Raw genomic sequence first — 24,929 nt, forward strand, 5'->3', positions numbered from 1 at the left:
GCCCGGCCCAAACCCAAGAGAAACAGTCTTAGTGAGCACCCAGAAGACGGGAAAAATGCTCCGGCCAAAAGGCCGTATCACAAGGAATGAACGTTATGAATGCAACCTACACTTCAAATGCTCTGCGGCAGCAGAACTATGTCAATGCGCTTAGAATCGAGATGGGCTTGCCACTGCATGCACTCGCAAATGACGGGATCGGATATATGTTCGGCCCGCCAGTTGATGTGCCAGCGTCTGCCGAGTTGGCGCGCATCGCCCAAGAGATCGGGAAGGACTTGGTGCACGTGTCGTTCCAGAACGCGATTGTACATAAGCCGATCGGCTTTACGGTTGTGTGGCGCGAGCTTGACCATGTTGAGGTCATGACCAATTGCATGCCCTCCGTTTCAGAAGGCAATGGTGTCAGTCTCGTCTGCCTCCGTTCTGACCGACAGTTCGCAGTTGATTCCCGCGGGAGCATGATCCGCCTCAGCGTCAAGCCAGCCGACCTACGAACTGTCAGGAAATTGGCAATGCGGCGGATCAAGAAGACTGCAGATTTGTTGGCCTGCGAACACCTGGCCGACACCCAGACGATCGAATCTGGGGCGGTGCCAACCCCGCCGCAGCGTCGCGCGCCATTGGTTCTTTTCAGCTAATCCGGCCGCCGGGCAACAGTCCGGTCCAACCTTGCAAACTTAATGCCAAAGGCCGCCCAGAAGGGCGGCCTTTGGCGATTCTAGGACACGACACATGCTTAAGTTCAGTTACTTTGACACCGAGTCAGCTTGGGACGAAGGGCTGCATGCCGCCTCGCAGCGCATCAACCCCCAACTCCAGCCATTCCACCGCATCGCCAGCAAAAGAATCTTTGCCGCCGCTGTGTTTGACGTCAGCGTGTCAGCCGACGGCGCAATAAGCTGCGAGGGCATTGCGCACTGGGCAGCCGAAAAAGATTGCGATGAGCGGCGAGTTGTCCGCGACCTGTTTCATCATCTCTATGCCCGCCCTGATCGCGCCGTTGTCGGATTCGGCAGCATCGCCACCGATGTTCAACTGCTCCAGCTGGCCGCTCAGGAATACTCGCTCGTCCTGCCCCAGCAATTTCGAGCCGAGCGGCCGCGCTACCGGGACTTGGACGCGCCAGGTCGCCATTTTGACCTCGGCCTCGCGATCAAGAACGGCGGCAAGACCTGGCATCACCTGTCCGAGGTCCTGGTGCGTATCGGGCTCCCATCCTTCCTGATGGCGGGCAAAAAACATGTGCGCTTTCCGCATGACGATCAAGGCTGGGCTGATGTCCGTGCCCATGTCCAGCTGGACTGCGGCTTGCTCGCCATCGCACATCTCGCATGGTTACGCTCGCAGGGACAGCAGGGCATCGATTCTTGGGCGGCAGCCCTCGCGGTGCTCGAGTGGCTGCGGCGCAACGCCACCCTCACGGAGACGGTACAGGCCAAGCTCGAGCGGACCTGTGCAGGGCTCGCGGGCATGATCAGCGATGAGCACGCAATGGCAGGATAGCGAGCAAGGCGGGGGGAGGGCTCTCTCCCCGCCTCCTGTTGCGATACGCCGAACGACTGCTGCAACAGCGACTACGCGCGTCCGACATCAGGGCACTTCGACAGGGTAATTTCGAGATCACCTGTGCCGAAGCGACCGACGTTGCGCACGTGCCGGGCATAGCCCGGCGATACCGTGTCAGACGTTACTTCACAAACACCACCCGTTTCGTTGCCTGGTTGCGCGGTTCGACGCTGGAAGTTCTCAAAGAGGTCGTTCCGCACCACGGTCGCTCGACTTTGAAGACGCTGGGGGGCATGATCTGGCGGCTCATGTGCGATGAATCTCCGATCAGGATCGCGACAGTTTTGGCTAGGCATCGCCTGCCTTGTACAGGTTGGACGCGGAAGCCTGATCGACTTCAAAACGACCAACCGCTGGGAGCGGTCGCCCTTTTTCATATCGCGTAATGAGCTCGGCGTACCCCGCGAGCGCAGTGGCCGTCGCTATCTCATAAGGGTGTATGATTTTGCCAGGCGACCGAGTGTGTTTGCGCTTCGTCCGCCTTTTGAGGGCTTTCTGGAATTGACGGCAACGTCCTTCTCGGCGCGACTTGCGTAGGCGTCGAGACAGCTGAACCCGCGGCACTGTCTGTTCGTGTTCTCAGGTGCTTTCTTACAGCAGCTTCTATCCGCGGTTCGCTCGGAAGCGTACCTATTACTGTACCAGCGTTAACCAAATCTGCTAATATTCGGTTTGTTGCGATGGCTACCTCTGAGGGCTGGAGGTTAACCTCGCATCTTAAAACTTGATCGATTACTGCGGCCAAAAGTTTGTCAAAGTTGACGCGATTTTTGCGGTCTAACTCAATCTTCCTTATATGCTCCTGCGTTGCTCGAAGCAGGTCGTTTTCGAAACTATCCGCCAGATTGAACGAAGATGATGCCTTCGCGGTAGCCTGTCGTACGGGTTGTTTGGTTCTATGCTTGTTATCCATGATCGTTTTCTCCATTTCTAGAATATAGGATGAAGAAATACGCTTTGCAAATCGAATAGAATGAAAGATAATAGGGAGGTAACGTTAGAGAGGTAGCAAGGAATGTCGTGTCCACCTTTTTCGCCCATGGCCTCTGTCGCTTTGCTCTGTCGCCATGGGCGGTGGAACGACTTGCGTTGGCGGTTGGGGCATAGCCCCTCCCGCACCCTCCCCGCTTTGGGTCAATGCGCATGACCGTCGCAACCAAGATAAGAAAACCGGCCCGGGCAAAGCCGAAGGATTTTCGGGTGAAACTCACTGCGGAAAACTACTCGGCCTTAACTGCCCACATCGCGGCTGCCGGCTTTTCTGGCGAACACGCCAAGCAGGACTGGCTCCGATCGCATGTCCCGCAGATGCAGGCTGTAAAGCCCGAGCGCAAAGCGCGGTCGTCTGATGTCGACAGGCGTATGCCGATGCCAGGCGGCCAGGAAGTGCTGGCATTGCTGGGCAACGTTGGCAGCGACCTGCGAGCGATGCGCAAGGACCTCCAAAAGATGATCGATTGGTTGGACCGAATCGATCCCGTCTTCATCGCCGATGAGCATCGGCATCGAGTACTGTACGAACTGCCGTCCCTGATGCAGCAGCTACTGGTTCGACTGCATGACAGCGAATCCGACGTTTCTCCAAGACTTTCCAACGCGATTGATCAGCTGATTAGATTGATCCGGCGATGATCCTGAAGTGCGAACGTGGGAATGATTTCTACGGTTTGTTTGACTACCTATTGCGCCATGGCCAACACGGGCATCGTGGAGATGCGCGGATCATTGCGACCCATGGCGTGTACGATGAGCGCACGGCTGCTGCACAAATGGCATATAATGCGGCGTTGTCGCCTGACCGAACGCGTCCAGTTGTCCATCTGATTGGTCGTGCCGAAATCGGTCTTAGTGATGAGAAAAACGCCGAGCTTGCACGCCGGATGGTGCGTGCCGCGGGTCTCGATGGACACCCCTTCGTTGCCATCGCGCACGATGATGGCCATGTGCATGTCGCCGTTTGCGAATTAGACGATTTTGGAAATGCGCCGCCGCGAGTGCTTTGGTCCGAGGCGCAGGGAAGGGCGGTGACAGCGGCGGAAGCAGCAAATCTTCCTCGTGGATCGGTCAAGAGCCGCGCTTGGGATAGCAATCTTGGCAGTCGCTTGATCAAATTGGCTCGTGAGGTCGAGCGTGAATGGGGCCTTCGTCAGCTGGCATCCACCCCTAAAGTTGGCGATGCGGCCGAGCCCTGCCTCGAGCGCTGGCAGCAGGAGCGATTGAATGCACGCGGCGATGTCGCGCTGCAAGATCGCTATTTCGACCAGGTACGTTCCGCACTGTTATTGCCCACTTGGCAGCAACGTACTGACGCCTTGGCGGAGCATGGCCTAAAAATTCGCATCGCCAAATATGGGGAACGGGAGCGAGTGCGGGGGCTGCAGGTATGCAGCATGTCGGACGCACGCGACTTCGTTAAGATTGCCGCGTTTGGCTTGGGCGGAATGCCCAAACTCGATGCAACCGCTGATCAGCCGTTCCTCCAATGGGAGGCAAGGAAGGCGGGCAGACCCGTCAATCTCAATAAGCCTGAGCGGACATTTGATACGGGTTTCAGTCGGCTCCAGACAGAATTCCGTTACGAATTAAAGGAGTGGCACCGAACTGCTGCAAGGAGAAAGGCTGCTTTCGCGCGGCATAAGCGCGAAAAGGGCCTAATCGCCTTACAGGCTGCTAAGCTCGCAGAATCTATGGAGCCTTATGCAACTCCCGCAGGCTTAAAGGCTGCCAGCGGCAGGCTCAGGCGGGAATTGCAAGCCAGGGCCAAAGCCGAACTCGACTTCGCGCTCATCACGGGTGGGCCTGCTCGCAAAAGGCCAGTTTTTATTGAGTTCGTGCAGCAGCGCGCCGCCGTGGGCGATACGGATGCCGCGCGTGTGCATCGTAATCTTGCCAATAAGGTGACCGAGACTCGCGGACGCCGCCTTGATCGGATGCGGTCGATGCTGGCTGCATCCCTCCTTGAAATCAAGCAGAGCGCCGCAAAGATGAATGCGCAGATCCAGTCGCTTGCAGTTCCCCTTCGCGCCGCTGTCGATTCATTGAAGGTTCGCGCAGCGGCTCTGCAAGCGCAACATACGCAGGCCATGCGAAAGCGGAGGGCCGCTGAGGAACGAGCTTGGTCCGATCATGCGCGCGTCGAAGCAGGCCAGACCGTTTCGGCTAGGCAAACTACCCAAGTTGCGCGCATTGCTGCCTGTGCTGTTCTGCATTCCGAACTGTACGCGACAATCCGTGAAGCCGAACGACGTCGTATCGAACAGGAGGATCAGCTTGCGCGCGAACGTCGGCAAGCTTCGTCCGCGAAGGCGGAAGCAATGGCTGCTTTATTGAATCGGGCCCAATCTGACGCCATTGCCCGGGAAGCTGAGCGGCGGCGTCAGCTGCTCGAAGCTGAATTGGCTCACGAACGTGACCGCGCGTATCGAATCGAGGCAACCCGGATAGCGGCCGAGGCCGAAAGGAATGCGCGGGCCGAAGCCTCGAATTCTAATCGCGACCGGCGGAATAGCTTGATGGCTGCTGCAAAGCCACGCGACAGCGATAGCCAGGGGACTGTTGAATATCTGCAGGCTTGGTCGTCGAGCTTGCGGGCACTGCCAGCTGGGATCGCGATCACCGACCAACATCTTTCCCAAATTGAGACCAAGGCAGTTTTGGCATTGCTGCGCAAAGGTCGTGGCGAGGAAGCGGTGCGGCAGATCGTGCTGGGTCGATCCCCTGCAGAACATCGCGCCAAGATCACCCTTGCTTCGGCGCTCGATAACAGTGAGGTTCGCGAAGCACTTGCCGTGGAAGCCGATAAGATTGATCGCGCGCAGGCAAAATCGGCATTGTACGCAAAAACCCCGAAATCCGAGGTTGCTGAACTCTTCGTCGACATGTGGGACGAAATCTTCGATGAACGCGCCGTTGATCCGTCCCTTCGACCTGAAGATCGCAACCGATCTATCGACTTCGAGGTTGCAAACGTACTGAGCAAGCGCGGCCATTCATTGCTGGATGTCGCCCGAGCGCTGGCAACGCATTCTCCATCGGTAGTGAACTTGAGGCCACCGCTTCGGTCGGGCTATGCAGAAGACGTGCTGTCAGACCTTGCTGAGCGGACAGGTCTGGCGAGCGGTTGGGCATCTCCGATCTCAGCCGTTGACCGAATGGATCACCGGGCTGCCGCGGTTGGTCCCGTCAGAGCATCATCAGCCGCCCCTGCCGGCGAAAACATCAGCATGGCTGAGGCGTTACATGTTATCTCGCGCCGAGCTAGGCTCATGTCGGCCTGGAATGCGGCACAACGCCATGATCTACTTGGAGCGGACGGAACCCGGTTAGACGATCGAGACAATCAGGCTGTACGTTCCGAAAAAACGCCACTGCGGATCCAGCCGTCAACGACCCTCGGGCCTTCGCTCTAGATCGTTGTCCGAGCCTTATAGGCGACGATCTCGTGCTCTCGTGCATCGCACAGTTTGATAGCCGGGCCAGATTTGGTCCATGTAATCTGATGCAGTGCCGGACAGAAGCATTTCAGAGCTTCGATGTTTTCGCCAGCACAGTGCCAGACCGACACTGGACAATCGCCGCAAGCCGAATTCAGGGCCGCGCCGACGTCAGCATCGGCTTCACGCAGTTTGCTGAGAATTGGGCTGGGATAAGGTGACGCAGTGCCGGGCGGTAAGGTGTTTTTGTTCATTGATGCCTCCTGCAATCCAGTTACCAGCACCAGAGTGAAGGCTCTGCTAATGGATGAGTGCCTATACAGGTGGCCTTTAGCGTAATCATCCATTCCTATCGGCATAACCTAAATACTGAGCTGCGTTTGGACGGAGGGCATATCGCCTGCGTATATAGCAAGGCCTATCTGCGCTTCGGGGCGAGCCGCAACATAATGCTTGGGCATATCCAACTTAGGGGGTAATTGTAGAGGTCGCGCTTTATCAGGCACAGCGGCACTACCGAGACGCCCTAGGTATCCGGGATCAGCACAGCCTTGACGCAATCGCCGCGCGCCTGGTCCGCAATAGCTTGGTTGATCTGCGAGAGCGGGAAGGTCTTGATCAGCGAATCAAACGGGAAACGGCCTTCGTCGTGATGCTGCAGCAGTTCCGGGATGAACGTCTGCGGGTCGCTGTCACCCTCAATGATCCCGATGATCCGGTGACCGAACGTCATCACCTGCGCGATGTTGACAGCGATGCTCGCGTCGGCATTTTTGGGGACGCCCACCAGACCGATCGCGCCATGGCTGCCAAGCGATGCCATCGCCGCATCGATCACGCCGATGTTGCCGGTAGTGTCGAATGCGAAATCGATTCCCTGCGCGATGATCGAGCGGATTGCTGCGGTCACATCCTCTACTGAAGGATCGATGACATGGGTCGCGCCTAGGCTCAACGCGATATCACGACGGGCCGCCACCGGTTCAACCAGAACAATAATGCTGCACCCCTGAATCACTGCGCCCATGACTGCGGCAAGCCCGACCGGGCCGCCACCAAATACGGCAAGCGACGAGCCTGCCGGACAGGCCAAGGAACGCATTATCCCGCCAGCGCCGGTCTGAAAACCGCAGCCCAAGGGACCGAGCAACGCAAGATCGGCCTTCGTATCGCCCACTTTGACGACGTTGCGCTGGCGGACGATGGCATGGGAGGCGAATGACGACTGGCCAAAAAAGTGCGACGCTATGCTTTCATCCCCGCCGGCGAGCGCCGTGGAACCGTCGTCGAGCCGCTGACCAGCGTAATTGAGCGGCACGAAAGTTCGGCAATAGCTTGGCAACCCTTCGTCGCAACGCGGACAGGTGCCGCAGCTTGAAAAGCCCAGCACGACGCGATCGCCAACTGCAACGCCATGTACATTCGTTCCTATGGCTTCCACCACGCCTGCGCCTTCATGGCCAAGCACGGCCGGAAGCGGGTAGGGAACGAACTGGTCCTTGAACACGATGTCGGTGTGGCACAGGCCGACGCCGGCGATTTTGACCAGCACCTCGTCGTCACGTGGACCGGAAATCTGGACGGCTTCGATCGTGAAAGGGCCAGACGGTGTCCGCGCTACTGCTGCCTGAATTTCTAGCATGGCTGAACGTCTCCATTGGTAACAACTGAGATGGTGGAAGCAGCATGATGGGCCGGCAAAATCATCAGCGCGTCGATCGTGCGTTCAAAATGCTTCCGCATGGCCATCACCGCTTCGACAGGATCGTTGTTGACCACGGCATCGGCTATGCGGGCATAATCGCCTGCGTGAACATCGAGTTGCTCGCGCGTCTGCAAGGTGTTGAACTGGATGCGGAACAGATCCGCCCGCGAAGAAGGGATGAAGCGGCCTAGCTCTGCATTGCCGCCGATCTGCACCATGAGGGCGTAAAACTGCCGCCGTGCCTCCAGAAAATCGGCGCGGCTTGTACTGGCGATCGTTTCCACCATGTGCCGGGCCGTCGCCAGCATCGCAGCGCGATCCTTGTCGCTTCGGCAATTCAGCGCGGCGCGTTCCACCGTCAGCTCGCAAAGAGGCTTGAGCACTTCGAGCAGGTCAAGAGCAGATTGGCGGTCAAGTGCCGCGATAAACGCGCCGCGGTGCGGCGTTAGCGTTACGATACCTTGGGCAGCCAGCAGCTTGAGTTCATCCCGCAGAGCATTGCGGCTTACCCCGAAGCGCAGCATCTGGTCGCGTTCCGACAGATGCTGGCCGGGGACCAGCTGTCCCATCTGAATGCAGCGCAAAATGCGGTCGAACAAACGGGCGGGGGGCTTGACGGCGGCTATGTCGCTGGATGGTTCTGTCATCCAGCAGTTTTGCCCCATAATCGCTGTTTCGGCCAGAGCGGAGGTTCGGGGATGTCCAATCGCCGCATCCTCAATCCGCGCCGGTCGGCATCGCGGCGACAAGCTCGGCCATATCGAAATAGTCGGTCCAGGTTGTGATCGACCCTGCATCGTCGAACCGGAAAACACCTGCACATCGCACCGTTGTCCACGGGCTGCCCTTGAAGCGGAACCGGTCGGTTCGTTCGATCAGTACGGCGGAACCAGACTTGGCGATTGCGGTGATCTGCCAGTCGATGTCCTCGGCTTCCAGAAACGGCGCGAGCATCGCCATGGCAGCTGCGCGACCGTGGGCTGCAGGTAGCGGAATGCCGGTGCAGACGACGTCCGGATGCATGGCACGCTCGATCGCAGCGGCATCGCGTCGGTTCCACGAAGCAATGAAGGCCTCGGTGGTTGCGATCAAGTCCATGTCAGGCCCTCACCACGATCTTGCCAAGGTGCTGGCCAGTCAATTGATAGGCAAAAGCCTGGGTAAGCTGGTCCATTGCAAAGGTCCGGTCGATGACCGGTCTTATGCCGTTAGCCGCGACAAAATCGGCCAGAGCGCGTAACTGTGCGACGTTGCCGACCGCCATTCCATTGACGCGGATGTGCCGCATCACGACATCGCGCAAGGGCAGTTCCGGGGCGGGGTTCATCGTCGAGCCAACGACCATCACCCTGCCACCCATCCGGCAGGCGGTGACAGATTGTGCGAACGACGACTGGCCGCCGATCTCCAGCACCAGGTCGGCGCCCCGTCCCCCCGTCAATTCCCTGACCCGAGCGCCCCAGTCGGGGGTGGATCGATAGTTCAGCAGATGGTCCGCTCCCAGCGCGGCAAGCCGCTCGAGCTTGCCGTGGCTGGACGAGGTGACGATGGCGGTGATCCCCATCGCCTTGGCCAACTGCAAGGCAAATACTGAAAGGCCTCCTGAGCCTGGCAACATAACGCAGGCTCCTCGGTCAAGATTGCCTTCGACGCGCAAGGCGCGCCAAGCGGTCAAGCCAGCGCACGGCAGGGTCGCGGCTTCTTCGAAGCTCCAGCCCGGCGGCATGATGACCAGCGAGGCAGCAGGCACGACGACATACTCGGCAGCAAAGCCATCCACCGTCTCGCCCGAGATCGCAGCGGTGTTGGGCTCGGTGGGGTCACCGTCGATCCAGTCGGGGAAAAATGCCCCCATAACCCGATCGCCGACAGTGAGACCGTTTACATCCTCCCCGAGCGCCACAATTTCGCCAGCACCATCGGACATCGGTATACGTCCCGCTGGCTGAGGGATGAAGCCAGCGACTACGAGATAGTCATGGTAGTTCAACGAGGTCGCGCGAATACGAACAAGCGCCTGGCCGTGCCCCGGTTTTGGCGTGGCTTCCGAGGTGATGTGCAGCCGGTCCAGGCTGGAATTGGATGGCAGGCGCAGCGCGCGCATGGTCGCGCTCATTCCTTCACTCCTGACGCAGGCGCTCGGTTCACCGCGCTTGCCATTCCCTCGAGATGGCTCTTGCCCGCTAGGACGCGGGTGAAGTTGGGCATGCCGGTATGCGCGGTCCCGCCGCCATCGATGACAAGATTGTGCCCGTTGATATAGCTGGCATCGGATGACGCCAGAAAGGCAATGGTAGCGGCGACCTCGCTCGCCTCTGCTGGCCGTCCCATCGGCAACCCATCGCGCCAGGCGGCCATGATATCGGGGTTCTCATAAAGCCCGGCAGCCAGCGGTGTGCAGGTCAGGCCTGGACTGACCACATTGACCCGGACCGAAGGCGCATGGTCGAGTGCCATCGCCCGCGTCAGGTTGATCACCGCAGCCTTGGCGGTGTTGTACGCTGCGAACCCGTAATCGCCGCCCAGACCGGCGATCGATGCGACGTTAACTATGCAGCCCTTGCTGACTTCGAGATGGGGCATCGCGGTGCGGCTGGCCCACATCACCGCCTCGACATCGATCGCCATGACGTCGCGCCAGTGCGCCAGATCGATATCGGTAACGCGGCCATATGATCCCATTCCGGCATTATTGACCAGAATGTCGATCCGCCCGAATGTGCGGACAGTCTCGGCAATCATCGTTTCGATCTGGAGTGTGTCGATCATGTCGATCTGATGGGCCCGTACCCGGTCGCCGCCGATATCGGCAGCCAGCGTATCGGCAGCTTCGGCCCTGATATCGGCGATTACAACCTGCGCGCCATCGGAATGCAGCCGGCGAACGGTTGCTTCGCCGATACCCGATGCTCCCCCGGTGACGATGGCGACCTTGCCAGCCAAGCGATCGGTGTGATGCGCTGTCATCGCGCGGTATATCCGCCATCGACCGTGAGCATAGCACCATTGACGAAGGATGCCCGGTCGCTCAGCAGCCAGCATGCCGCCTCGGCGACCTCCTCGGGCCTGCCAAAGCGCCCGATAGAATGCCGCTCGACCATGGGGGCGACCTGGGCTTCGAATGCTGGGTTGCCGAACAATCGATCCTCGACCATCGGCGTCAGGATCAGTCCGGGCAGCAGCGCGTTGACGCGTACGCCGGTGTAGCGCGCCTCGCACGCTGCGGCTCGCGTCAACCCGACCACGCCGTGCTTGGCCGCAACATAATCGCTTGCATAGGGTGCCCCGATAATTCCGTCGCCCGACGACATGTTGACGATCGCCCCGCCATTTGGCGCCATCGCCTTGGTCTGGTGCTTCATGCACAAGAACACGCCGGTCAGATTGACGTCCATCATCCGCTCCCAATCCGCCAGTTCGAGCTCGTGCACCAGCTTGTTGGCCATCTCGATGCCGGCATTGTTGAACGCGCCGTCCAGCCTTCCGCACGTCTCGACGATTACGGCGATGCTGCCCGAGACGGCGGCCTCATCGGCCACGTTGACGGTCCAGCAATGCGCTTCCGCTCCGGTCTTGGCGATCAGCTCGGCGGTTTGCATGTTGGCGTCGCCGTCGCGGTCGAGGAGACAAACCTTCGCGCCCTCTTTTGCAAACAGCAGTGCGGCAGCGCGGCCTATGCCCGATCCCGCGCCGGTGACGATTACCACCTTCCCATCGAGCATTGGGGTTGTAGCCATGTGTTTGGTTTCCTCTGTCATGTTCGCAGCAAGGACAGGGCATCATTGTCAACGACATGTGAGACGTGGCGATCGAGCATTGTCAGGAACATCCGGTCGCCGCGCTCGGTGCGCTGCACCAGCATGGCAGCACCGACCGCCACGTTGATCCCGGCAAACGTGAAATGGCGGTATTCGGCGTCGAGTTCGTCGCGCAGATACCCGGTCACGCCTTGCCGCAGGAGCTCGTCGTGATAGGCCGCCAGCAGCGCGGGCTCGACCGTCTGACGAGCGTCGGAATCGAACGCTCCGCCGACCATGTAAGCGATATCGACCGCGTTGGTACCCAGCGCGACCGATTGCCAATCGACCACGAACAAACGGCTGTCGTCCAGCAGCATATTGTCCGGACGAAAATCATTGTGGGTTACGCACCGTGGGCGAGGGCGGGGTGCGTTGTAGACGTCGTAACCCTCGGCCAGTGCATCGCAGACGGTGCGCTGCTCGTGGGTCAGCTGGTCGTGGTACCGATCGAAAAAGCCGGGCCAGGTCGACCGGAAAATATCGGGCGCGTAGAATGGCTGGGCGAGTGGTCCGCTGTCCAGCCATTGCAGCGCGGCGCTCTCTCCCTGATCCCAGAAGGCTGCGTGGAGCCTTGCGGCTTCCTGTACCGCGCGAACCGCCTGATCGGGCTTGAGCCCTTTGAACTGATCGCCTGGTGCGGCAGGGGCCAAGTCTTCCAGCAGCAACGCAAAGTCGCCAGCGTCATCGAGCTGGGCACCGAAATAGGTCGGTGTGGTGATTCGGGCAGAGGTGGCCAGCTCATCATAGAAGCGCACTTCGCGTTCGTATAACGACCATGCTGCCGCAACCTGCAGGCTGGTGGGATCGGTCGAGGAGAACTTGCCAACCAGCGTGTCAGGTCCAGGTACGCTTCCATTTCGATAGGTGATCGTCAGCCGGGCGGTATCGCCGATCTGGCCGGTGCCGATGCTCTGCACGGAAACGCCGGCAATATCCACGGAATATCCGGCGCGGTGCATCATTGCTTCAAGCCATTCGCCATCGACGCTTTCCGGGCGCGGCACGGGTTCGGGACTGACCAGCCTGGCTGGGGCGTTACTGATGCTCACGATTTTCCTCTCTGCACTGCTGTGTCCGCAGTCCTTGTGGGCAACGATGGTTTTGGATCGCGCCAGAGTCCAATTGGCCTTTGCCGCCGATGCATTGGCAAAGCCTATGAATTGGCGACTTAAATCGATTTGCCGGCCGGGCGGCGGCAACAGAACATTGCTGCCAGACACAATCGGGCCAGACACAAAGAGGGACGCCGGCATGAACAGCGATATGGAAATCGAGCAGTCGGCACTGGCCGTGCTGGCAGCGATAGCAAAAGGCAGCGTCGCGGCGGGCAGCTTCACCCCTGACGCGCGCTGGTGGTGGAACGGCGGGATGGACTTCCCGGTAGCGGAATTCGACAGCCTGTTGGGCCAGTTGCACGCCCAGATGGTGAAAGGCATTGTCATCGTACCGGGGCTGGTAATCCAGCAGCCTGGCACCGTTATGATCGAGGCGACGACAGAAAGCCCGCTCAAGGATGGCCGCATTTACAGCAACCGCTATGTTTTTCTGTTCCACTTTGATGGCAACCGCATCCGCGAGGTGCGCGAATACAGCGATTCAGCGCATGTGCTGGCCACGTTCGATCTGGGCTAGGCGTTTCGTCCGGCTAAAACCTGTATGTTGCCGTGCGGCTGTTCGCGGATCGCCTGCCAGCGCTGGGCAAATTCGAAGAACCTGCGTGCCGCACGGTTCGGTGATGTGCCCAATACGACGGCTAGGTCCATCGAAAAGTCCATTCCCTCGACCATCTTGCAGACCAGGCCTGCTGGACTGGGAAACCAGCCGATGCCGATCGCACAGGTGTGGTGGCGCAGGGCATAGCGCTCGATCGCGAGCGCGTTTCCTTCTGACGGGGCCAACGGCACGGCGCCTTCAGACAAAAGAAAGCTGACAAGAGGCTTGATCAGCGCATCGCCATGTTCTCCGCTCAACATGGCGATACGCTGGCCCGCCAACGCATCCTTGGGGATGATGTCCATGCCGGCAAATTCGCTGTCCTCTGGCACAAGCAAGCCAATGCGCTGCTGCCGCAGCACCACCCTTTCAAGCGAGTCGGGGTACTGGACCTCGTTGGTGATCAGGCCTTTGGGAACATCGCGGGTAAATTCGTTGGGAGGAACATGCGCCGCAATTCCCAGCAGCAACGCGACGTCGAGCCGCTCCTGAAGCAGATCACGGATCTGGTCGGACTGTAACCGGTTGTCGATGGTATATCCCATCTCAGGACGGGCACTGGTGAACGCATCCAGCAACTCGATGCGATCCTCGAAATCCATCGTGTACATCGCAGCGCCAAGGCGAAAGTGCGTGATGGTCGCCCGCTGCATTGCTTCGGCTTCCTGCCGCACATCCTCGGCCCGGTTGAGCAGGGTCTGCACTTTCGGGAGCAACCGCTCACCCTGATCGGTCAGCGAAACATGCCGTGAGGTCCGGTGAAAAAGCGAAAAACCCAAAGTCTGCTCGAGTTCCTTGAGCTGGCCGGAAACCGTAGGCTGGGTCAGGTTCAGGCGCTCCGCCGCCCGGGTCACGGAACACTCGTTCGCCACTGCCGCAAAGCTGCGTAGCAGCTTCATGTCGAGATGATGCATGGCCTCTACCTTCGTTCGGCTCTGTTGGCCGATGGATCAAAGACTATCACATTAATTGGAATGGTCTATCGGTTTTGGCCGATTGCCGATTGGACGTAGGATGATGTGGTTCCTAACCAAATGGGGAGAGGAACCAAAAACATGCCAGCAGAGCTTGACCCGAATATCAATGAGATCATCACCGCACCCGAAACTTACGGCGATGAAGCGCTTTACCATCAAGCGTTTTCGATGTTGCGGGACCACGATCCGGTACACTGGACCGATGCGGCCGCATACCGGCCTTTCTGGGCCGTGACGCGTCACGCCGACGTGGCCCGCGTCGAACTCGACGCGCAGAATTTCCTAAATGCGCCCAGGCAGTTTCTTGTAACAAAAACCGATGAAGACATGATGCTGGCGCAGACCGGCAGCAGCACCTTTGCCCGCAATCTGGTGGCGATGGACAACCCCGATCACAAGGCATACCGCGCGCTGACCGCCGAATGGTTCAGTCCCAAGACCCTGCGCAATCTCGAAGCAAAAGTCGGCGAACTGGCGCGCGAAACCGTGGACCGGCTGATCGCACTGGGTGGGGAGTGTGATTTCGCCAAGGATATCGCCGCCTGGTATCCACTGCGCACCATCATGCTGGTGCTGGGCGTCCCGCAGGAAGACGAGCCGCTAATGCTGCGTCTTTCGCAGAAAATCTTCGGGAGTACCGACGAGGATACCGGTGGCGGCGACGGCATGGCATCGATGATGGAGGCTTTCGCCGAGTTCAACACCTATTTCAGCGCCATGACGGCCGCCCGGCGTGCCGATCCCCGCAACGATGTCGCCACCATCCTGTCGACAGCCACGATCGATGGCCAGCCCATCGGTGACGACGAGCGCAATGCCTATTATCTCATTGTGGCTGCAGCGGGACACGACACCACCAGCTCGGCAATTTCCGGCGGGCTTCTGGGCCTGATCCGCAATCCCGACCAGATGGCCAGGCTTCGCGCCGATCCCGGGCTGATGCCCAAGGCGGTCGATGAGTTCATCCGTTGGACCAGCCCGGTGAAGCATTTCTTTCGTACTGCTGTCCATGATTGCGAGGTCGGCGGCAAGGCAATCAAGGCGGGTGACAGTCTGATGATGTGCTATCCATCCGCCAACCGCGATGCCGATGTCTTCGCGGCTCCCTTCGAGTTCCGCATCGACCGCTCGCCGAACCGGCATGTCGCCTTTGGCTATGGGCCGCACGTGTGTCTCGGCCAGCATCTCGCCAAGCTGGAGATGAAGGCGCTATTCAGCGAACTGCTGGCCCGGGTGGAAGATATCGAGCTGGCGGGCGAGCCAGCATGGGTGAAGGCCAATTTCGTGTCCGGACTCAAGCGGCTGCCGATCCGCTATCGCGCAGCGTGACGTTGACGGGAATCCGTCAGCGCGCGAACGCGGGCTTGGGACTACATCGAAATAGCGGACCTGTTGGTGCACCTGTTGCAACGGCTCACGGTCTGCCGGGAGATTACGGTCGAGTTCCAGTGCTATGCCATTTTCCGATGAATATCGAGCCAGTCTCGATTGGACAGGATGCTGGTCAGAGCTGGTAAAAGCTAAGGTTCAAAGAGCGCCAAAGCGCCGCATTCGATTTGCTGTCAAAGCGAACGAAACAACATGATGGAGGGGATTTATGCGAAATTTGAAAATCTGTATCTCGGCCTTGCTTGGCGCTACAGCCCTTGCGTCGGTTCCGGCGCTCGCTCAGGGTGCTGCTACCGAGGCTGCACCCGAGGCAGAAACCGTGGGTCTCGAAGAAATTGTCGTGACCGCACAGCGTCGTGCAGAGGCGCTGATGGATGTGCCGGTCGCGGTGACCGCGCTGACTACCGGCGACCTCCAGCGTCAGGGCATTACCTCTTCAATGGCGTTGAGTGGTGCAGTACCTTCGCTTCAGGTCACCAGCGCGTTTGGCGATGCACAGCCCAATTTCACCATGCGCGGCATTGGTGTCGGCAATGAATACGGCGCCAATCAGGTCTCTCCTGTCGGTATCTACACCGATGATAACTATTTGAGCGCGCGCACGATGCACGGGCTGCAGCTTTACGATCTCGAGCGGATCGAAGCTGTGCGCGGGCCACAGGGCACCTTGTACGGACGGAATACCACCGGCGGCGCGATCAACTTCATTTCGGTCAAGCCAACGCTCGAAAGCGGCACGCGGGGCTATGTCGAAGCCGGCTATGGCCGTTTCCAGGAAGTGCGCGGCCAGGCCGCGATTGACGGGACGCTGATCGACGATGTCCTCGGCTTCCGGCTTTCAGCGAACTATGTCGAAGCCAACGGCTTTGTGAAGAACATATTTCCCGGCGAGCCCGACGCGAACTCGCGTGATTCTCTGGCGGGTCGTCTGATCATCCGCGCAAAGCCGACCGATCGGCTGGACATGTTTCTCAAGCTTACAGGCAGCAAAGGCAAGCCCACGCAGGCAGCGGCGTTTCATCTCAACGACAACTCGGGCATATCGACCTACTTTCGTGCTAACGATGGTCTCAGCTTCTTCGAAACCAACCAGCCGGACCTGGGATTTAACGATGTCGCCAATGCCGGAGCTCAGTTCAATATCAACTATGAGCTGACCGACGAGCTGTCGATCCAATCGCTGAGCGCCTACGATTGGTCGCGGCAAGAGTTCACGCAGGAGGGATCAGGTACCCCGGTCGTAGGGTTTCTGCAAACGAACTACGGTGACGTTTACAAGCAATTCAATCAGGAAATAAAGCTGGCGTACTCGAATGACCGGACCAACATTCAGGCCGGCCTTTACTACGGATATGATCGAATCGATAACGAGGACAAATATCGTCTGGTCCAAAGCTTGTATTTCTTTCAGCAGTATGTTCAGATCCGTAAATCACGCGCGATTTTCGCACAGGTCGATCAAGATATCACGGACAATCTGGGGTTTACCTTGGGTTTGCGCTACACCAAGGATTCGAACCGGCACTTTGATGCCTTTTCGTTCCTGACTGTCTTTGCTGACCCGACGACATCCCCGGCGTTCGAAACATATAATTTTGATCCCACCGATCCCAACGCCGCAGCCATCACGTTCACGCACGGAACGATTTCACCGACCGGCGTGATTACGCCCGAGGCGGAGAAGCGGCGCAAGAGCAGCAGATTGACCGGCAAGATTGGGTTGGATTACACGTTCGACAGCGGCACGTTGCTGTATGCACATTTCAGCCGTGGCTATCGCGCGGGATCGTTCGCCAGCCAGTTCTATGCGGGCAACCCGATCGATTTCGTGCCGCCTGAAAAGGTCGATGCGTACGAGGCTGGAATGAAATCGCGGCTGTTTGGAGGGCTTGCCAACCTGACGGCGGCGGTGTTCCTGACCAAGTACAAGAACCAGCAGCTCAACGAAGTCATCGGCACCACCGGCTTCATCCGCTCAGCACCCGGATCGACCATCAAGGGTTTCGAGGCAGAAATTGATGCCCGCCCGATTCCGTCGTTGCGGACGAGCATTGGCTTTACCTATCTCGACGCTACCTATGACCGGCTGACGCTGTCCGGGGTCAATCTGGATGGCAACACGCTGCCCAATGCGCCCAAGATCACGCTGAACGTCGGCGCGGATTGGACGATCGGCCAACTTGGCTCGGGCGAGGTCGTGTTCTCTCCCAACGTTACCTACACCAGCAAGCAGTTCTTCTCGCCCTTCAACAACGAAGCAGGCAATTTCAATCTGAATGCGCCAAAGAACGCAATCGTGGACGCAACACTGGGATGGGAGAACGATACGATCTCGGTCCGTGCGTACGCTACCAATCTGCTGAACAAGAAGATCTTCATGTACGGCCTCAACCTGCGTGATGCCTTTGGCTACGACTATATGCTCCATGCTCCGCCACGCACCTATGGCGTGACCGTGCGTTATACCTTCTGATCTCCCACTCCCGGCAGGATTTCCCCAATCCTGCCGGAGTTTTTTCCAGGACATATTGGCCAGACAGGCAGGAAATCGCCCATGGATGATGCAGACCGGGTTCCCGGCGAAAAGGCAGGGGGGTGTCTGTGCGGTGCCGTGCGCTATCGCTGCTCGGGCGAGGTGCTGTTCAGCGCAATCTGCCATTGCCGAAGCTGCCAGCGGCAGACCGGGAGTGCGTTTTCGGTGGTGCAGGGCGTCTTGGCGGCAGGCTATAGGCAGACGGGCACGACGCAGGTCATCGAGACCCCCGGTGAGAGCGGCCGGCCGGTGGCACGACATTTTTGCGGTGCCTGCGGCTCACCGATCCTGTCGTTGGTCGCCGCGCTGCCCGACGTGATCATCATCAAGGCAGGCACCTTGGATACAGGCGCGATGACGCCGCCGACGCTGGAGGTGTTTTGCGAAAGCGCCTTGCCGTGGTTGCCGGGACTGGCTGGCAGCGAACGTTTCGCACGCAGCAACCTGGCGCCACCGAAATGACGTCACCGCTTATCGATCTGATCGGTAAAACTGCGCTGGTGACCGGCGCTGCATCGGGCATCGGGCTGGAAACCGCGATGGTTTTTCATCGGCTGGGTGCGCGCCTGGTGCTGAGCGACATCAACATCGAGGGGCTTCGCGCCCTGGCAGGAAGCTTTGGACCCGACACCATTTTGCTGAAGCACGATGTTTCCAGGGATGAAGACTGGGATGCGGTGTATTCTCAGGTCCATGCCCGCTTCGGCGCGCTGCACGTGCTGGTTAACAACGCCGGCGTGATGATCGCCAAGCCCTTCGAGCAGGCGGGTATCGACATCTTGCGTCGCCAGTTGTCGATCAACGTCGATAGTGTTTATCTGGGGATGCAGGGGGCGCTGCCGCTGATGCGCGCCGCCATCGCTTCGGGAGCAAGGTCGACCTCGATCGTCAACATATCCTCGATCTATGGTAAGGTCGGGGGCGCACAATTCGCCGCCTACAGCGCCACCAAGGGCGCCGTGCGCGCGCTCAGCAAGGCAGTCGCCACCGAACTTGCGTCGAAGAAGATCCGGGTCAACTGCGTGATGCCGGGACCGATTGCGACAAACCTTGGGGCCGACTGGGATCCGCCGCGCGATGCGGACGGTAATCTTGTCGATCCGCAAGCTGCGCTGGCGGCCTGGGCGGCGCTCATACCGGTCGGACGACTGGGGGCCGCAGCCGATATCGCCCCGCTGGTCGCGTACCTTGCCAGCGACGCGGCGGACTTTATCACGGGATCAGAGTTCATCGCCGACGGTGGCTATACCGCAGCCTGAACGCGGGTCTTTGGGCAGCGGGCTGGCTTGGTGATTCAGCCCAGCGGAACCTGGGTCGGCTGGCCCGTCGAGGCGGAGACGCCGCCATCGGCGACCATGATCGTGCCATGCACGAAGCTGGCATCGTCCGAGGCGAGGAAGGCCACGATTCCGGCCATTTCCTCAGGGCGACCCGGGCGCTGCGCGGGAATCTGCTTAAACCAGTCTTCCAGCAGCCCGGGAATCGCCTTGAACGCATCGGTTGCGGGGGTTTCGATGAATCCGGGGCACAGCGCATTGATCCGGATGTTTTCGCGTGCGTGGTAGACCGCCATGGCGCGTGTCATGTTGATCACTGCGCCCTTCTGCGCGCAATAGGACGGGTAGGCACCATCGCCCGCCAGCCCGGAAATCGAGGCGATGTTAATGATCGAACCGCCGCCGCGCTGGCGCATCAGTGGTATCGCGGCGCGGCAGGTGAAGAATACCGAATCCAGATTTGCCGCGGTGCTGCGACGCCATTCATCGGTGCTGTGATCTGGGATAAGTGCGACCGCCGCCTTGGCCGCGTTGTTGACCAGAATATCCAGACCACCGAACCTTTTTACTGCCGCCTGAAGCAGAGCCTCGACATCGGCCTCTTCGCCGACGTCAGCGCGCATGAACTGCACATCCGGATTGTCGATCGTCCGCTCCGCGGCTTCTCCCGTTTGCGGATTGCGGCCGCAGAACAGCACTTTGGCCCCCTCGTCGGCCAGCCGCTGGACGATGGCAAAGCCGATGCCCTCGCTGCCCCCGGTGACGATGCACGCCTTGCCTGCAAGCCCCTTCACGCGGCGCCGCCTTCGTCTTCGGACTTGTCCCAGCGGGTAATGTCCATCGTGCTTTCGATGCCCAGCGGCTTATAGGCTCCAAGAATGGCCTGCTCGAATACGCCGAACGAATGTTCCTGCTTGCCGTCGGGGTAAGTGAGCGTGGTCTTCGACAGGCGCTGTACATGGAAGTTCTGCATCTGCATCGGATCGAGGTCATCGACCGTGAAATCCTCGCGCTCCACTTTTAGCGGTCCATGATAACGCCCGTGGAACCACTCTGGATGGAAATAGCCGATGCCCTTCATCTGCATCCGGTGGAATGGTTCAAGCTCAACCTGATACTCGCCAGCGCCATAGTCGACTTTGAGCAGACCGTGCTCCGGCCACAAAGTGCCCTCGACGAGCTTAGTCTCCATGTGCGCGGTTTCGCTCTCAAGGAAGTTTTCCGGCCCGCCTGTACCGTCCGGGCAAAGCACTGATCGCTTGTTCCAGATGTGGCCGTTGGGCTCGGCAGCGATATGAAAGAAGAGGCTCTTGTCGGCGAAGTTGAGCGGTGTCCATTGCCAGAAGTAGCCCTGCTCGCCCGCCAGCACGTTGGGCTGCGGATCGGACAGACCGATCGGGCGGATGCCCCATGACCGGTCGCGAGTTCCCATCGCCTTGGGGCTGAGCTCGATCTTGCGGCCGTCGATGCTGATCCATCCAGACCAGTGGCCGTTCTGGGTTAGCCGGGTGTAATCCATGAACGCGCGCGTCCCGACACGGCGCATGAAGCGCGGTTCTTCGATCGGGAAGGCCCGGCCGGTGATCGTTAGATCGGCAGCGATGCCGTCCTGCTCCTCGGCAACGAAACGCAGCGTCCACAGCGGCTTGACGACGTCGATGCTCATCGGTCCGACAGACAGCTTCATCCGGTCTTCCAGAATTTTGCTGCCGCGCAGGCAATACTGCTTGCCATCGACCTGGATCGAGATCGAGCAGTCGATGACGTTGAGGTGCGGATATATGCCCATGCCGATCAGGAAGAACAGCGAACCATCGGGCTCGAATCCGTTGAACCAGTAGCGATCGTAGAAATTACGGTCGGTACCCGAATACGCAATCGGTTCGGGGGTCTGGTGGATGGGATAGTCGTCGGCCTGGGTAAGCATGGGGTTCTCCGGTAAGCTTGGGGGATAAGGCGTTAGAAATTTGCGGACTTGACCCGTCGCCGGTCGACCGAACGGCGCAGTTCGGACCAGATCGCTGAATTCAGCGCGCGAGCATCGGCATCGTCGTGCTGCTCGACCATCGTCTGCAGGGCGATCAGCGCGCTACGCAGCTGCGTATTCGCGCGTGTCAGTGCCGATATGCGCAGATCGGTATCGGAAGCGGCGACCGTTCCGGCAGACGTACGATACGCTGCGCCCCGCTCCAGCAGAACACGCAGCGCTGCGTTCTCTTCGAACAGAACTGCCGCTGCATCGTCCCAGCGCTCGCCGATCATGTCGAGCATCTGTGCGGTCATCGCGACGTTGTTGGCGCGAAAACCGGACAGCCCGGGCACTATCTCGGTGCGCAGGCGTTCGGCCAGATCAGAAGCGGCGACAGGAATGTCGGGTTTCATAGATGCCCCATCAGTTCGAGAGTTGCGCGGTCCTGTGCGTTGCGCAGCCACCACGCGGCATAGGCGTGGATGACATCGCGGTTGGTGCCGCTGCTCCACACGTGTGCGCAGCTGTTCCAGATGCCTTGACCCTTGATGCACATCATCAGCTCCCACCAATGCAGTGCATCTGGGTCGGCGATGAGCCCGCTGGCTTTCTCCCAGATGCGGATAGCGTCCTCGCGTGGCGCGATGCCGCTGCGGCGGTCATCTTTGCCGAACGAGAAGACGCGCGCCATGCTCCAGGCCAGGTCTTCCAGCGGATCGCCGATGTGCGCCATTTCCCAGTCGAGCACCGCGATCAGGGTGCCGCTGTCGTCGTAAAGGAAATTGCCCGCCCTGAAATCGCCGTGCACCATGGCGAGTTTCTGAGCAGGGGGAGGGGGATTGCGCCGCAGCCAGCGGATTGCGGCGCGGGTGATCGGCTCGGGTCCTACATCATTGCGGTCGAGCGTGGCCTCCCAGTAATCGAGCTCCTGCATCGCGGTTGTCTCCGGTGTGGACGGAACCATGAAGCCAAGGTCGAGCCTGTCGACCGGGACCGCCGCCAGCCGGCCCATGCACGACCACATCTCTTGCGCGATATGCGGCAGGCGGCCGGCCCATTCGGGCTGCTGCAACTGATACTCGCTGTTGTGATAGCCGCGCAGATCTTCAGCGAGCGAGATCGCGCCGTCGAAATACGCGGGATCCTCCTCGAGCAGGATCATCCGCGGAACGGGGATGCCATGGCTGTGGATGGCACGATAGGCGTTGAATTCGTGTTGCCGGTCGCTGTCTACGTTGCTCGCGGGGGGATCGCGACGCAGGATCAGGCGATCCTCGTGGCGCCCCGCACTGTCGGTGTAAGACAGATCGAACCGGAAGGTCTCGCGCGATGCACCCAGCGGCAGGCGATGGAGGTTGCTGACGGACACGTCGCTCCAGCCTTGCATGCGGCTGGCGAGATAGGCTTGCAATTCGGCGTCGGTTATAGCTTTCATGTCGGGGTCACCAGCAGTTTGACGTCACTTCCGCCCGCGCTCAGCGATTCGAACGCCACATCGATATCGGCCATCGGCACATGGCCGGTCACCAGCGGTGCAAGCGCGTCGGGCGACGCGCAGATCATCGCGAACGCCTGGGCAAAATCGTCGGGCGCATAGGCAAAAACGAAGCGGATCTGCAGCGACTTTTGCAGCAGGAATGCGGGCTCGATCGTGTCGGGTTCCATGCAGGTGCCGACCCCCATGATCGTCGCACCAACAGGTGCCGCTGTGCCGATTGCCATCAGGACACCCGGTTTGCCGACGCAATCGAACAGCACCGCGCGGCTTCGTTTGCGCTGAATTGGATCCTGCGCCATCGCATCGGACAGACCAAGCGGCAGGCCAAGATCGCGCCACCATTTGTCTGCACCCTCGTCTCCAGGCGCAAACGAGATATCGGCGCCCAGTCTTCCGGCCATCTCGCGGCGCGCTGCATTGGGTTCCACCGCCATGATGGGGCCAAGGCCGAGCGCGCGCAGGCGGGCTATGATGAACAGTCCGACCGGCCCGCAGCCGAAGACAGCGAATGCGCAGGTTTCGTCCGCACCGCTTTGCGCCACTGCGTGGACAGCAACCGACAGCGGCTCGGTCAGGGCCGCGATTTCGGTATCGACGCTGTCGGGAACGCGAAAGGCCGAATCGGCCTGGATCAGCATCTGTTCGGCAAAAGCTCCGTTATAGGCGTTGGAATATCCGATCAGTTCGACACCATCGGCTCCCGCGATGAAAGGCAGCGCGACGATGCGTTCGCCGCGTTCAAACCCTTCGCGGCTGTCCAGCACTTCGCAGCAGAACTCATGCCCCATGATGACCGGCCGATCTGGGTCCATGAAGCCGCGAAACCCTGCGCGGTGGAGCAGGCTGCACAGGTGGGGGGCGTGATCCTTGGCGTGAAGGTCGCTGCCGCAAATGCCGCACGCCAGTGGCTTGGCGGCGATCTGTCCGGCAGCCGGAACCGGCTCTGGCACCGTTTCCAGCGTGAATGCGCCCTTGCACAGAACCATGGCCTTCATCAACCGCAACCTCTTGCCTTTTGCATCCGGTCGGCAGGACGCCGGATTGTGAGGGCTAGGCTAGGGTCAACAGGGCGAAGCGCCAGTGACGGGAATCCGTCACTGGTTCGCGGATTGCGCCACCAGCCTGGCCACCATCCCGGCGCGGTTGTGGACCCCCAGTTTGCGATAGATGCGACGCAGATGGTTCTCGACGGTAAATTCGGACAGGCCGGCAATATGGGCGACCTGCTTGTTCTGTTTACCGGCACCGACCAGTTCGGCTATTTCGCGCTCGCGCTGGGACAGGGCCAGGTTGCCGCCTTCTGTGTTCGGCACGCCGATGCGATCTTCCAGCATCATCGTCAGCATGCGGTTGCCATCCAGCCGCAGTAACAAATCCTGCAGCAGTTGTGTCACCACCATCTGGGATATGCCGGTGATTTCCTGGGTCACCAACGCGCGAGGAACGTCGCTTTTTAGGTGCGCACCCGGTCGGCAATGCGCACCGATCACCAGCAACATGCCGGGCAGAACCTGCTGGACATAGGCACCAACGACATCGACCGAGTAATGGCTGATGAACTGGCGATAGTCCCTGGCATTGCTGGCAGCATGTTTCAGGCAGTCATCCTCCCACCAGATGACATGACCGTCATGGTCGCTCGGCTGGACTACGCGGGTAAACGGGTCATCCTCGAACACCCGACCCTGTTTGTATATGCGCTGGGCATCTTCCGAGACGCCGTTGTGGTAAAGATAGGACAAGCGGGGAACGGAGGCCGTTCTGTCGCAAAAGAAGATGGATGTACTGTCCAGCCCACAGGTCGAAACCATCTGATCGGTACGCGCGGTGATGTCAGCTTTGAGCTGCATAGGTCCACTCCTCTCCCGGTCCCAATGGCTTCGCCCAATTGTGAGCGGCCATCGCGTCCCCGACATCCGTCACCCGATCTGCGGTCCAGTCGGGCGATTTTGTCTGACCATATTGTATTTACGGGTATCGTGCAAACCGTCAGTGGTGCGTCGGCTATGCCATATCAAATGCAGGGAGCCTAAAAAACAGGATTGTCAGACGATTTTGACTGACTA

26 protein-coding genes are annotated in these 24,929 nt (G+C 59.8%); 10 read left to right on the top strand and 16 right to left on the bottom strand.

Features of this window, described 5'->3' with window-relative positions:
* Window positions 1-95 precede the first annotated feature (95 nt).
* From ACK4R0_RS01635 to ACK4R0_RS01645, 3 genes are all read left to right on the top strand, one after another.
* Window positions 96-641, top strand: a complete 546-nt coding sequence (locus tag ACK4R0_RS01635) for a hypothetical protein (protein WP_409669240.1) — start codon at window positions 96-98, stop codon at window positions 639-641.
* A gap of 94 nt (window positions 642-735) precedes the next feature.
* Window positions 736-1,506, top strand: a complete 771-nt coding sequence (locus ACK4R0_RS01640) for a hypothetical protein (protein ID WP_409669243.1) — start codon at window positions 736-738, stop codon at window positions 1,504-1,506.
* Between the two features lie 318 nt (window positions 1,507-1,824).
* Window positions 1,825-2,106, top strand: a complete 282-nt coding sequence (locus ACK4R0_RS01645; protein ID WP_409669246.1) for a protein NO VEIN domain-containing protein — start codon at window positions 1,825-1,827, stop codon at window positions 2,104-2,106.
* On the opposite strand, the gene ACK4R0_RS01650 is transcribed toward ACK4R0_RS01645, so the two are convergent.
* Window positions 1,997-2,497 (bottom strand): hypothetical protein, encoded by a 501-nt coding sequence (locus tag ACK4R0_RS01650; RefSeq protein WP_409670925.1) that lies wholly within the window; start codon window positions 2,495-2,497, stop codon window positions 1,997-1,999. The genes ACK4R0_RS01645 and ACK4R0_RS01650 overlap by 110 nt on opposite strands.
* Before the next feature lie 215 nt (window positions 2,498-2,712).
* Here ACK4R0_RS01650 and ACK4R0_RS01655 point away from each other — a divergent pair, with 215 nt between their 5' ends.
* Both ACK4R0_RS01655 and ACK4R0_RS01660 read left to right on the top strand, forming a co-directional pair.
* The gene (locus tag ACK4R0_RS01655; RefSeq protein ID WP_409669249.1) at window positions 2,713-3,201 is read left to right on the top strand and encodes a hypothetical protein; all 489 of its coding nucleotides are present in this window, start codon (window positions 2,713-2,715) and stop codon (window positions 3,199-3,201) included.
* Window positions 3,198-5,978 carry a relaxase/mobilization nuclease domain-containing protein gene (locus ACK4R0_RS01660; protein WP_409669252.1) on the top strand — a complete coding sequence of 927 codons (2,781 nt, stop codon included), beginning with the start codon at window positions 3,198-3,200 and terminating at the stop codon, window positions 5,976-5,978. Before ACK4R0_RS01655 ends, ACK4R0_RS01660 begins: the two co-directional genes overlap by 4 nt.
* On the opposite strand, the gene ACK4R0_RS01665 is transcribed toward ACK4R0_RS01660, so the two are convergent.
* The 8 genes from ACK4R0_RS01665 to ACK4R0_RS01700 all read right to left on the bottom strand — a co-directional run bounded on the left by ACK4R0_RS01665 (window position 5,975) and on the right by ACK4R0_RS01700 (window position 12,760).
* Window positions 5,975-6,256 carry a hypothetical protein gene (locus ACK4R0_RS01665; RefSeq protein WP_409669255.1) on the bottom strand — a complete coding sequence of 94 codons (282 nt, stop codon included), beginning with the start codon at window positions 6,254-6,256 and terminating at the stop codon, window positions 5,975-5,977. The two genes, ACK4R0_RS01660 and ACK4R0_RS01665, sit on opposite strands and share 4 nt — an antisense overlap.
* Window positions 6,257-6,528: 272 nt before the next feature.
* Window positions 6,529-7,644 carry an NAD(P)-dependent alcohol dehydrogenase gene (locus ACK4R0_RS01670; RefSeq protein WP_409669258.1) on the bottom strand — a complete coding sequence of 372 codons (1,116 nt, stop codon included), beginning with the start codon at window positions 7,642-7,644 and terminating at the stop codon, window positions 6,529-6,531.
* Window positions 7,638-8,354, bottom strand: coding sequence for a GntR family transcriptional regulator (locus tag ACK4R0_RS01675; protein WP_409669261.1), 717 nt, complete (start codon window positions 8,352-8,354; stop codon window positions 7,638-7,640). Before ACK4R0_RS01675 ends, ACK4R0_RS01670 begins: the two co-directional genes overlap by 7 nt.
* Window positions 8,355-8,424: 70 nt before the next feature.
* Window positions 8,425-8,805, bottom strand: coding sequence for a limonene-1,2-epoxide hydrolase family protein (locus ACK4R0_RS01680; protein ID WP_409669264.1), 381 nt, complete (start codon window positions 8,803-8,805; stop codon window positions 8,425-8,427).
* A gap of 1 nt (window position 8,806) precedes the next feature.
* A complete protein-coding gene (locus ACK4R0_RS01685) occupies window positions 8,807-9,823 on the bottom strand; it encodes a zinc-dependent alcohol dehydrogenase family protein (RefSeq protein WP_409669267.1) in 1,017 nt (338 codons plus the stop codon).
* The gene (locus ACK4R0_RS01690; protein WP_409669270.1) at window positions 9,820-10,674 is read right to left on the bottom strand and encodes an SDR family NAD(P)-dependent oxidoreductase; all 855 of its coding nucleotides are present in this window, start codon (window positions 10,672-10,674) and stop codon (window positions 9,820-9,822) included. The genes ACK4R0_RS01685 and ACK4R0_RS01690 overlap by 4 nt, the downstream gene beginning before the upstream one ends.
* Window positions 10,671-11,444 (bottom strand): SDR family NAD(P)-dependent oxidoreductase, encoded by a 774-nt coding sequence (locus ACK4R0_RS01695; protein WP_409669273.1) that lies wholly within the window; start codon window positions 11,442-11,444, stop codon window positions 10,671-10,673. The genes ACK4R0_RS01690 and ACK4R0_RS01695 overlap by 4 nt, the downstream gene beginning before the upstream one ends.
* A gap of 17 nt (window positions 11,445-11,461) precedes the next feature.
* Window positions 11,462-12,760, bottom strand: a complete 1,299-nt coding sequence (locus ACK4R0_RS01700) for a phosphotransferase (RefSeq protein ID WP_409669276.1) — start codon at window positions 12,758-12,760, stop codon at window positions 11,462-11,464.
* On the opposite strand from ACK4R0_RS01700, the gene ACK4R0_RS01705 reads away from it, so the two are divergent.
* On the top strand, window positions 12,759-13,139 hold the full coding sequence (locus ACK4R0_RS01705) for a nuclear transport factor 2 family protein (RefSeq protein ID WP_409669279.1): 381 nt from the start codon (window positions 12,759-12,761) through the stop codon (window positions 13,137-13,139). The genes ACK4R0_RS01700 and ACK4R0_RS01705 overlap by 2 nt on opposite strands.
* Here the strand turns inward: ACK4R0_RS01705 and ACK4R0_RS01710 are convergent.
* Complete coding sequence (locus ACK4R0_RS01710; protein WP_409669282.1) at window positions 13,136-14,134, bottom strand: LysR family transcriptional regulator; 999 nt, start codon at window positions 14,132-14,134, stop codon at window positions 13,136-13,138. The genes ACK4R0_RS01705 and ACK4R0_RS01710 overlap by 4 nt on opposite strands.
* 141 nt (window positions 14,135-14,275) lie before the next feature.
* On the opposite strand from ACK4R0_RS01710, the gene ACK4R0_RS01715 reads away from it, so the two are divergent.
* The 4 genes from ACK4R0_RS01715 to ACK4R0_RS01730 all read left to right on the top strand — a co-directional run bounded on the left by ACK4R0_RS01715 (window position 14,276) and on the right by ACK4R0_RS01730 (window position 19,378).
* On the top strand, window positions 14,276-15,526 hold the full coding sequence (locus ACK4R0_RS01715; RefSeq protein ID WP_409669285.1) for a cytochrome P450: 1,251 nt from the start codon (window positions 14,276-14,278) through the stop codon (window positions 15,524-15,526).
* Window positions 15,527-15,794: 268 nt separating this feature from the next.
* Window positions 15,795-18,059, top strand: a complete 2,265-nt coding sequence (locus ACK4R0_RS01720; protein WP_409669288.1) for a TonB-dependent receptor — start codon at window positions 15,795-15,797, stop codon at window positions 18,057-18,059.
* An 81-nt stretch (window positions 18,060-18,140) separates the two neighbouring features.
* Window positions 18,141-18,581: a GFA family protein gene (locus ACK4R0_RS01725; RefSeq protein WP_409669292.1), complete on the top strand. Its 441-nt coding sequence runs from the start codon at window positions 18,141-18,143 to the stop codon at window positions 18,579-18,581.
* A complete protein-coding gene (locus tag ACK4R0_RS01730) occupies window positions 18,578-19,378 on the top strand; it encodes an SDR family NAD(P)-dependent oxidoreductase (RefSeq protein WP_409669295.1) in 801 nt (266 codons plus the stop codon). The genes ACK4R0_RS01725 and ACK4R0_RS01730 overlap by 4 nt, the downstream gene beginning before the upstream one ends.
* Before the next feature lie 35 nt (window positions 19,379-19,413).
* Here ACK4R0_RS01730 and ACK4R0_RS01735 read toward each other — a convergent pair whose 3' ends face one another.
* From ACK4R0_RS01735 to ACK4R0_RS01760, 6 genes are all read right to left on the bottom strand, one after another.
* On the bottom strand, window positions 19,414-20,190 hold the full coding sequence (locus tag ACK4R0_RS01735; protein WP_409669298.1) for an SDR family NAD(P)-dependent oxidoreductase: 777 nt from the start codon (window positions 20,188-20,190) through the stop codon (window positions 19,414-19,416).
* 1,000 nt (window positions 20,191-21,190) lie between these two features.
* Complete coding sequence (locus tag ACK4R0_RS01740; RefSeq protein WP_409670860.1) at window positions 21,191-21,274, bottom strand: hypothetical protein; 84 nt, start codon at window positions 21,272-21,274, stop codon at window positions 21,191-21,193.
* 81 nt (window positions 21,275-21,355) lie between these two features.
* Window positions 21,356-21,778 (bottom strand): hypothetical protein, encoded by a 423-nt coding sequence (locus ACK4R0_RS01745; RefSeq protein ID WP_409669301.1) that lies wholly within the window; start codon window positions 21,776-21,778, stop codon window positions 21,356-21,358.
* Window positions 21,775-22,800, bottom strand: coding sequence for a phosphotransferase family protein (locus ACK4R0_RS01750; RefSeq protein WP_409669304.1), 1,026 nt, complete (start codon window positions 22,798-22,800; stop codon window positions 21,775-21,777). The genes ACK4R0_RS01745 and ACK4R0_RS01750 overlap by 4 nt, the downstream gene beginning before the upstream one ends.
* Window positions 22,797-23,858, bottom strand: a complete 1,062-nt coding sequence (locus ACK4R0_RS01755) for a zinc-binding dehydrogenase (RefSeq protein WP_409669307.1) — start codon at window positions 23,856-23,858, stop codon at window positions 22,797-22,799. The genes ACK4R0_RS01750 and ACK4R0_RS01755 overlap by 4 nt, the downstream gene beginning before the upstream one ends.
* A 99-nt stretch (window positions 23,859-23,957) precedes the next feature.
* The gene (locus ACK4R0_RS01760) at window positions 23,958-24,713 is read right to left on the bottom strand and encodes a response regulator transcription factor (RefSeq protein ID WP_409669310.1); all 756 of its coding nucleotides are present in this window, start codon (window positions 24,711-24,713) and stop codon (window positions 23,958-23,960) included.
* Window positions 24,714-24,929: the final 216 nt, after the last annotated feature.

Origin of the sequence: Blastomonas sp. (assembly GCF_046294995.1) — a bacterium.
Classification (GTDB): domain Bacteria; phylum Pseudomonadota; class Alphaproteobacteria; order Sphingomonadales; family Sphingomonadaceae; genus Blastomonas.

What these genes read in the sequence shown, in the direction of transcription:
- ACK4R0_RS01635 (WP_409669240.1), top strand. Translation starts at nt 96, where the DNA reads ATGAATGCAACCTACACTTCAAATGCTCTGCGGCAGCAGAACTATGTC.
- ACK4R0_RS01640 (WP_409669243.1), top strand. Translation starts at nt 736, where the DNA reads ATGCTTAAGTTCAGTTACTTTGACACCGAGTCAGCTTGGGACGAAGGG.
- ACK4R0_RS01645 (WP_409669246.1), top strand. Translation starts at nt 1,825, where the DNA reads ATGAATCTCCGATCAGGATCGCGACAGTTTTGGCTAGGCATCGCCTGC.
- ACK4R0_RS01650 (WP_409670925.1), bottom strand. Translation starts at nt 2,497, where the DNA reads ATGGAGAAAACGATCATGGATAACAAGCATAGAACCAAACAACCCGTA.
- ACK4R0_RS01655 (WP_409669249.1), top strand. Translation starts at nt 2,713, where the DNA reads ATGACCGTCGCAACCAAGATAAGAAAACCGGCCCGGGCAAAGCCGAAG.
- ACK4R0_RS01660 (WP_409669252.1), top strand. Translation starts at nt 3,198, where the DNA reads ATGATCCTGAAGTGCGAACGTGGGAATGATTTCTACGGTTTGTTTGAC.
- ACK4R0_RS01665 (WP_409669255.1), bottom strand. Translation starts at nt 6,256, where the DNA reads ATGAACAAAAACACCTTACCGCCCGGCACTGCGTCACCTTATCCCAGC.
- ACK4R0_RS01670 (WP_409669258.1), bottom strand. Translation starts at nt 7,644, where the DNA reads ATGCTAGAAATTCAGGCAGCAGTAGCGCGGACACCGTCTGGCCCTTTC.
- ACK4R0_RS01675 (WP_409669261.1), bottom strand. Translation starts at nt 8,354, where the DNA reads ATGACAGAACCATCCAGCGACATAGCCGCCGTCAAGCCCCCCGCCCGT.
- ACK4R0_RS01680 (WP_409669264.1), bottom strand. Translation starts at nt 8,805, where the DNA reads ATGGACTTGATCGCAACCACCGAGGCCTTCATTGCTTCGTGGAACCGA.
- ACK4R0_RS01685 (WP_409669267.1), bottom strand. Translation starts at nt 9,823, where the DNA reads ATGAGCGCGACCATGCGCGCGCTGCGCCTGCCATCCAATTCCAGCCTG.
- ACK4R0_RS01690 (WP_409669270.1), bottom strand. Translation starts at nt 10,674, where the DNA reads ATGACAGCGCATCACACCGATCGCTTGGCTGGCAAGGTCGCCATCGTC.
- ACK4R0_RS01695 (WP_409669273.1), bottom strand. Translation starts at nt 11,444, where the DNA reads ATGGCTACAACCCCAATGCTCGATGGGAAGGTGGTAATCGTCACCGGC.
- ACK4R0_RS01705 (WP_409669279.1), top strand. Translation starts at nt 12,759, where the DNA reads ATGAACAGCGATATGGAAATCGAGCAGTCGGCACTGGCCGTGCTGGCA.
- ACK4R0_RS01700 (WP_409669276.1), bottom strand. Translation starts at nt 12,760, where the DNA reads ATGCCGGCGTCCCTCTTTGTGTCTGGCCCGATTGTGTCTGGCAGCAAT.
- ACK4R0_RS01710 (WP_409669282.1), bottom strand. Translation starts at nt 14,134, where the DNA reads ATGCATCATCTCGACATGAAGCTGCTACGCAGCTTTGCGGCAGTGGCG.
- ACK4R0_RS01715 (WP_409669285.1), top strand. Translation starts at nt 14,276, where the DNA reads ATGCCAGCAGAGCTTGACCCGAATATCAATGAGATCATCACCGCACCC.
- ACK4R0_RS01720 (WP_409669288.1), top strand. Translation starts at nt 15,795, where the DNA reads ATGCGAAATTTGAAAATCTGTATCTCGGCCTTGCTTGGCGCTACAGCC.
- ACK4R0_RS01725 (WP_409669292.1), top strand. Translation starts at nt 18,141, where the DNA reads ATGGATGATGCAGACCGGGTTCCCGGCGAAAAGGCAGGGGGGTGTCTG.
- ACK4R0_RS01730 (WP_409669295.1), top strand. Translation starts at nt 18,578, where the DNA reads ATGACGTCACCGCTTATCGATCTGATCGGTAAAACTGCGCTGGTGACC.
- ACK4R0_RS01745 (WP_409669301.1), bottom strand. Translation starts at nt 21,778, where the DNA reads ATGAAACCCGACATTCCTGTCGCCGCTTCTGATCTGGCCGAACGCCTG.
- ACK4R0_RS01750 (WP_409669304.1), bottom strand. Translation starts at nt 22,800, where the DNA reads ATGAAAGCTATAACCGACGCCGAATTGCAAGCCTATCTCGCCAGCCGC.
- ACK4R0_RS01755 (WP_409669307.1), bottom strand. Translation starts at nt 23,858, where the DNA reads ATGAAGGCCATGGTTCTGTGCAAGGGCGCATTCACGCTGGAAACGGTG.
- ACK4R0_RS01760 (WP_409669310.1), bottom strand. Translation starts at nt 24,713, where the DNA reads ATGCAGCTCAAAGCTGACATCACCGCGCGTACCGATCAGATGGTTTCG.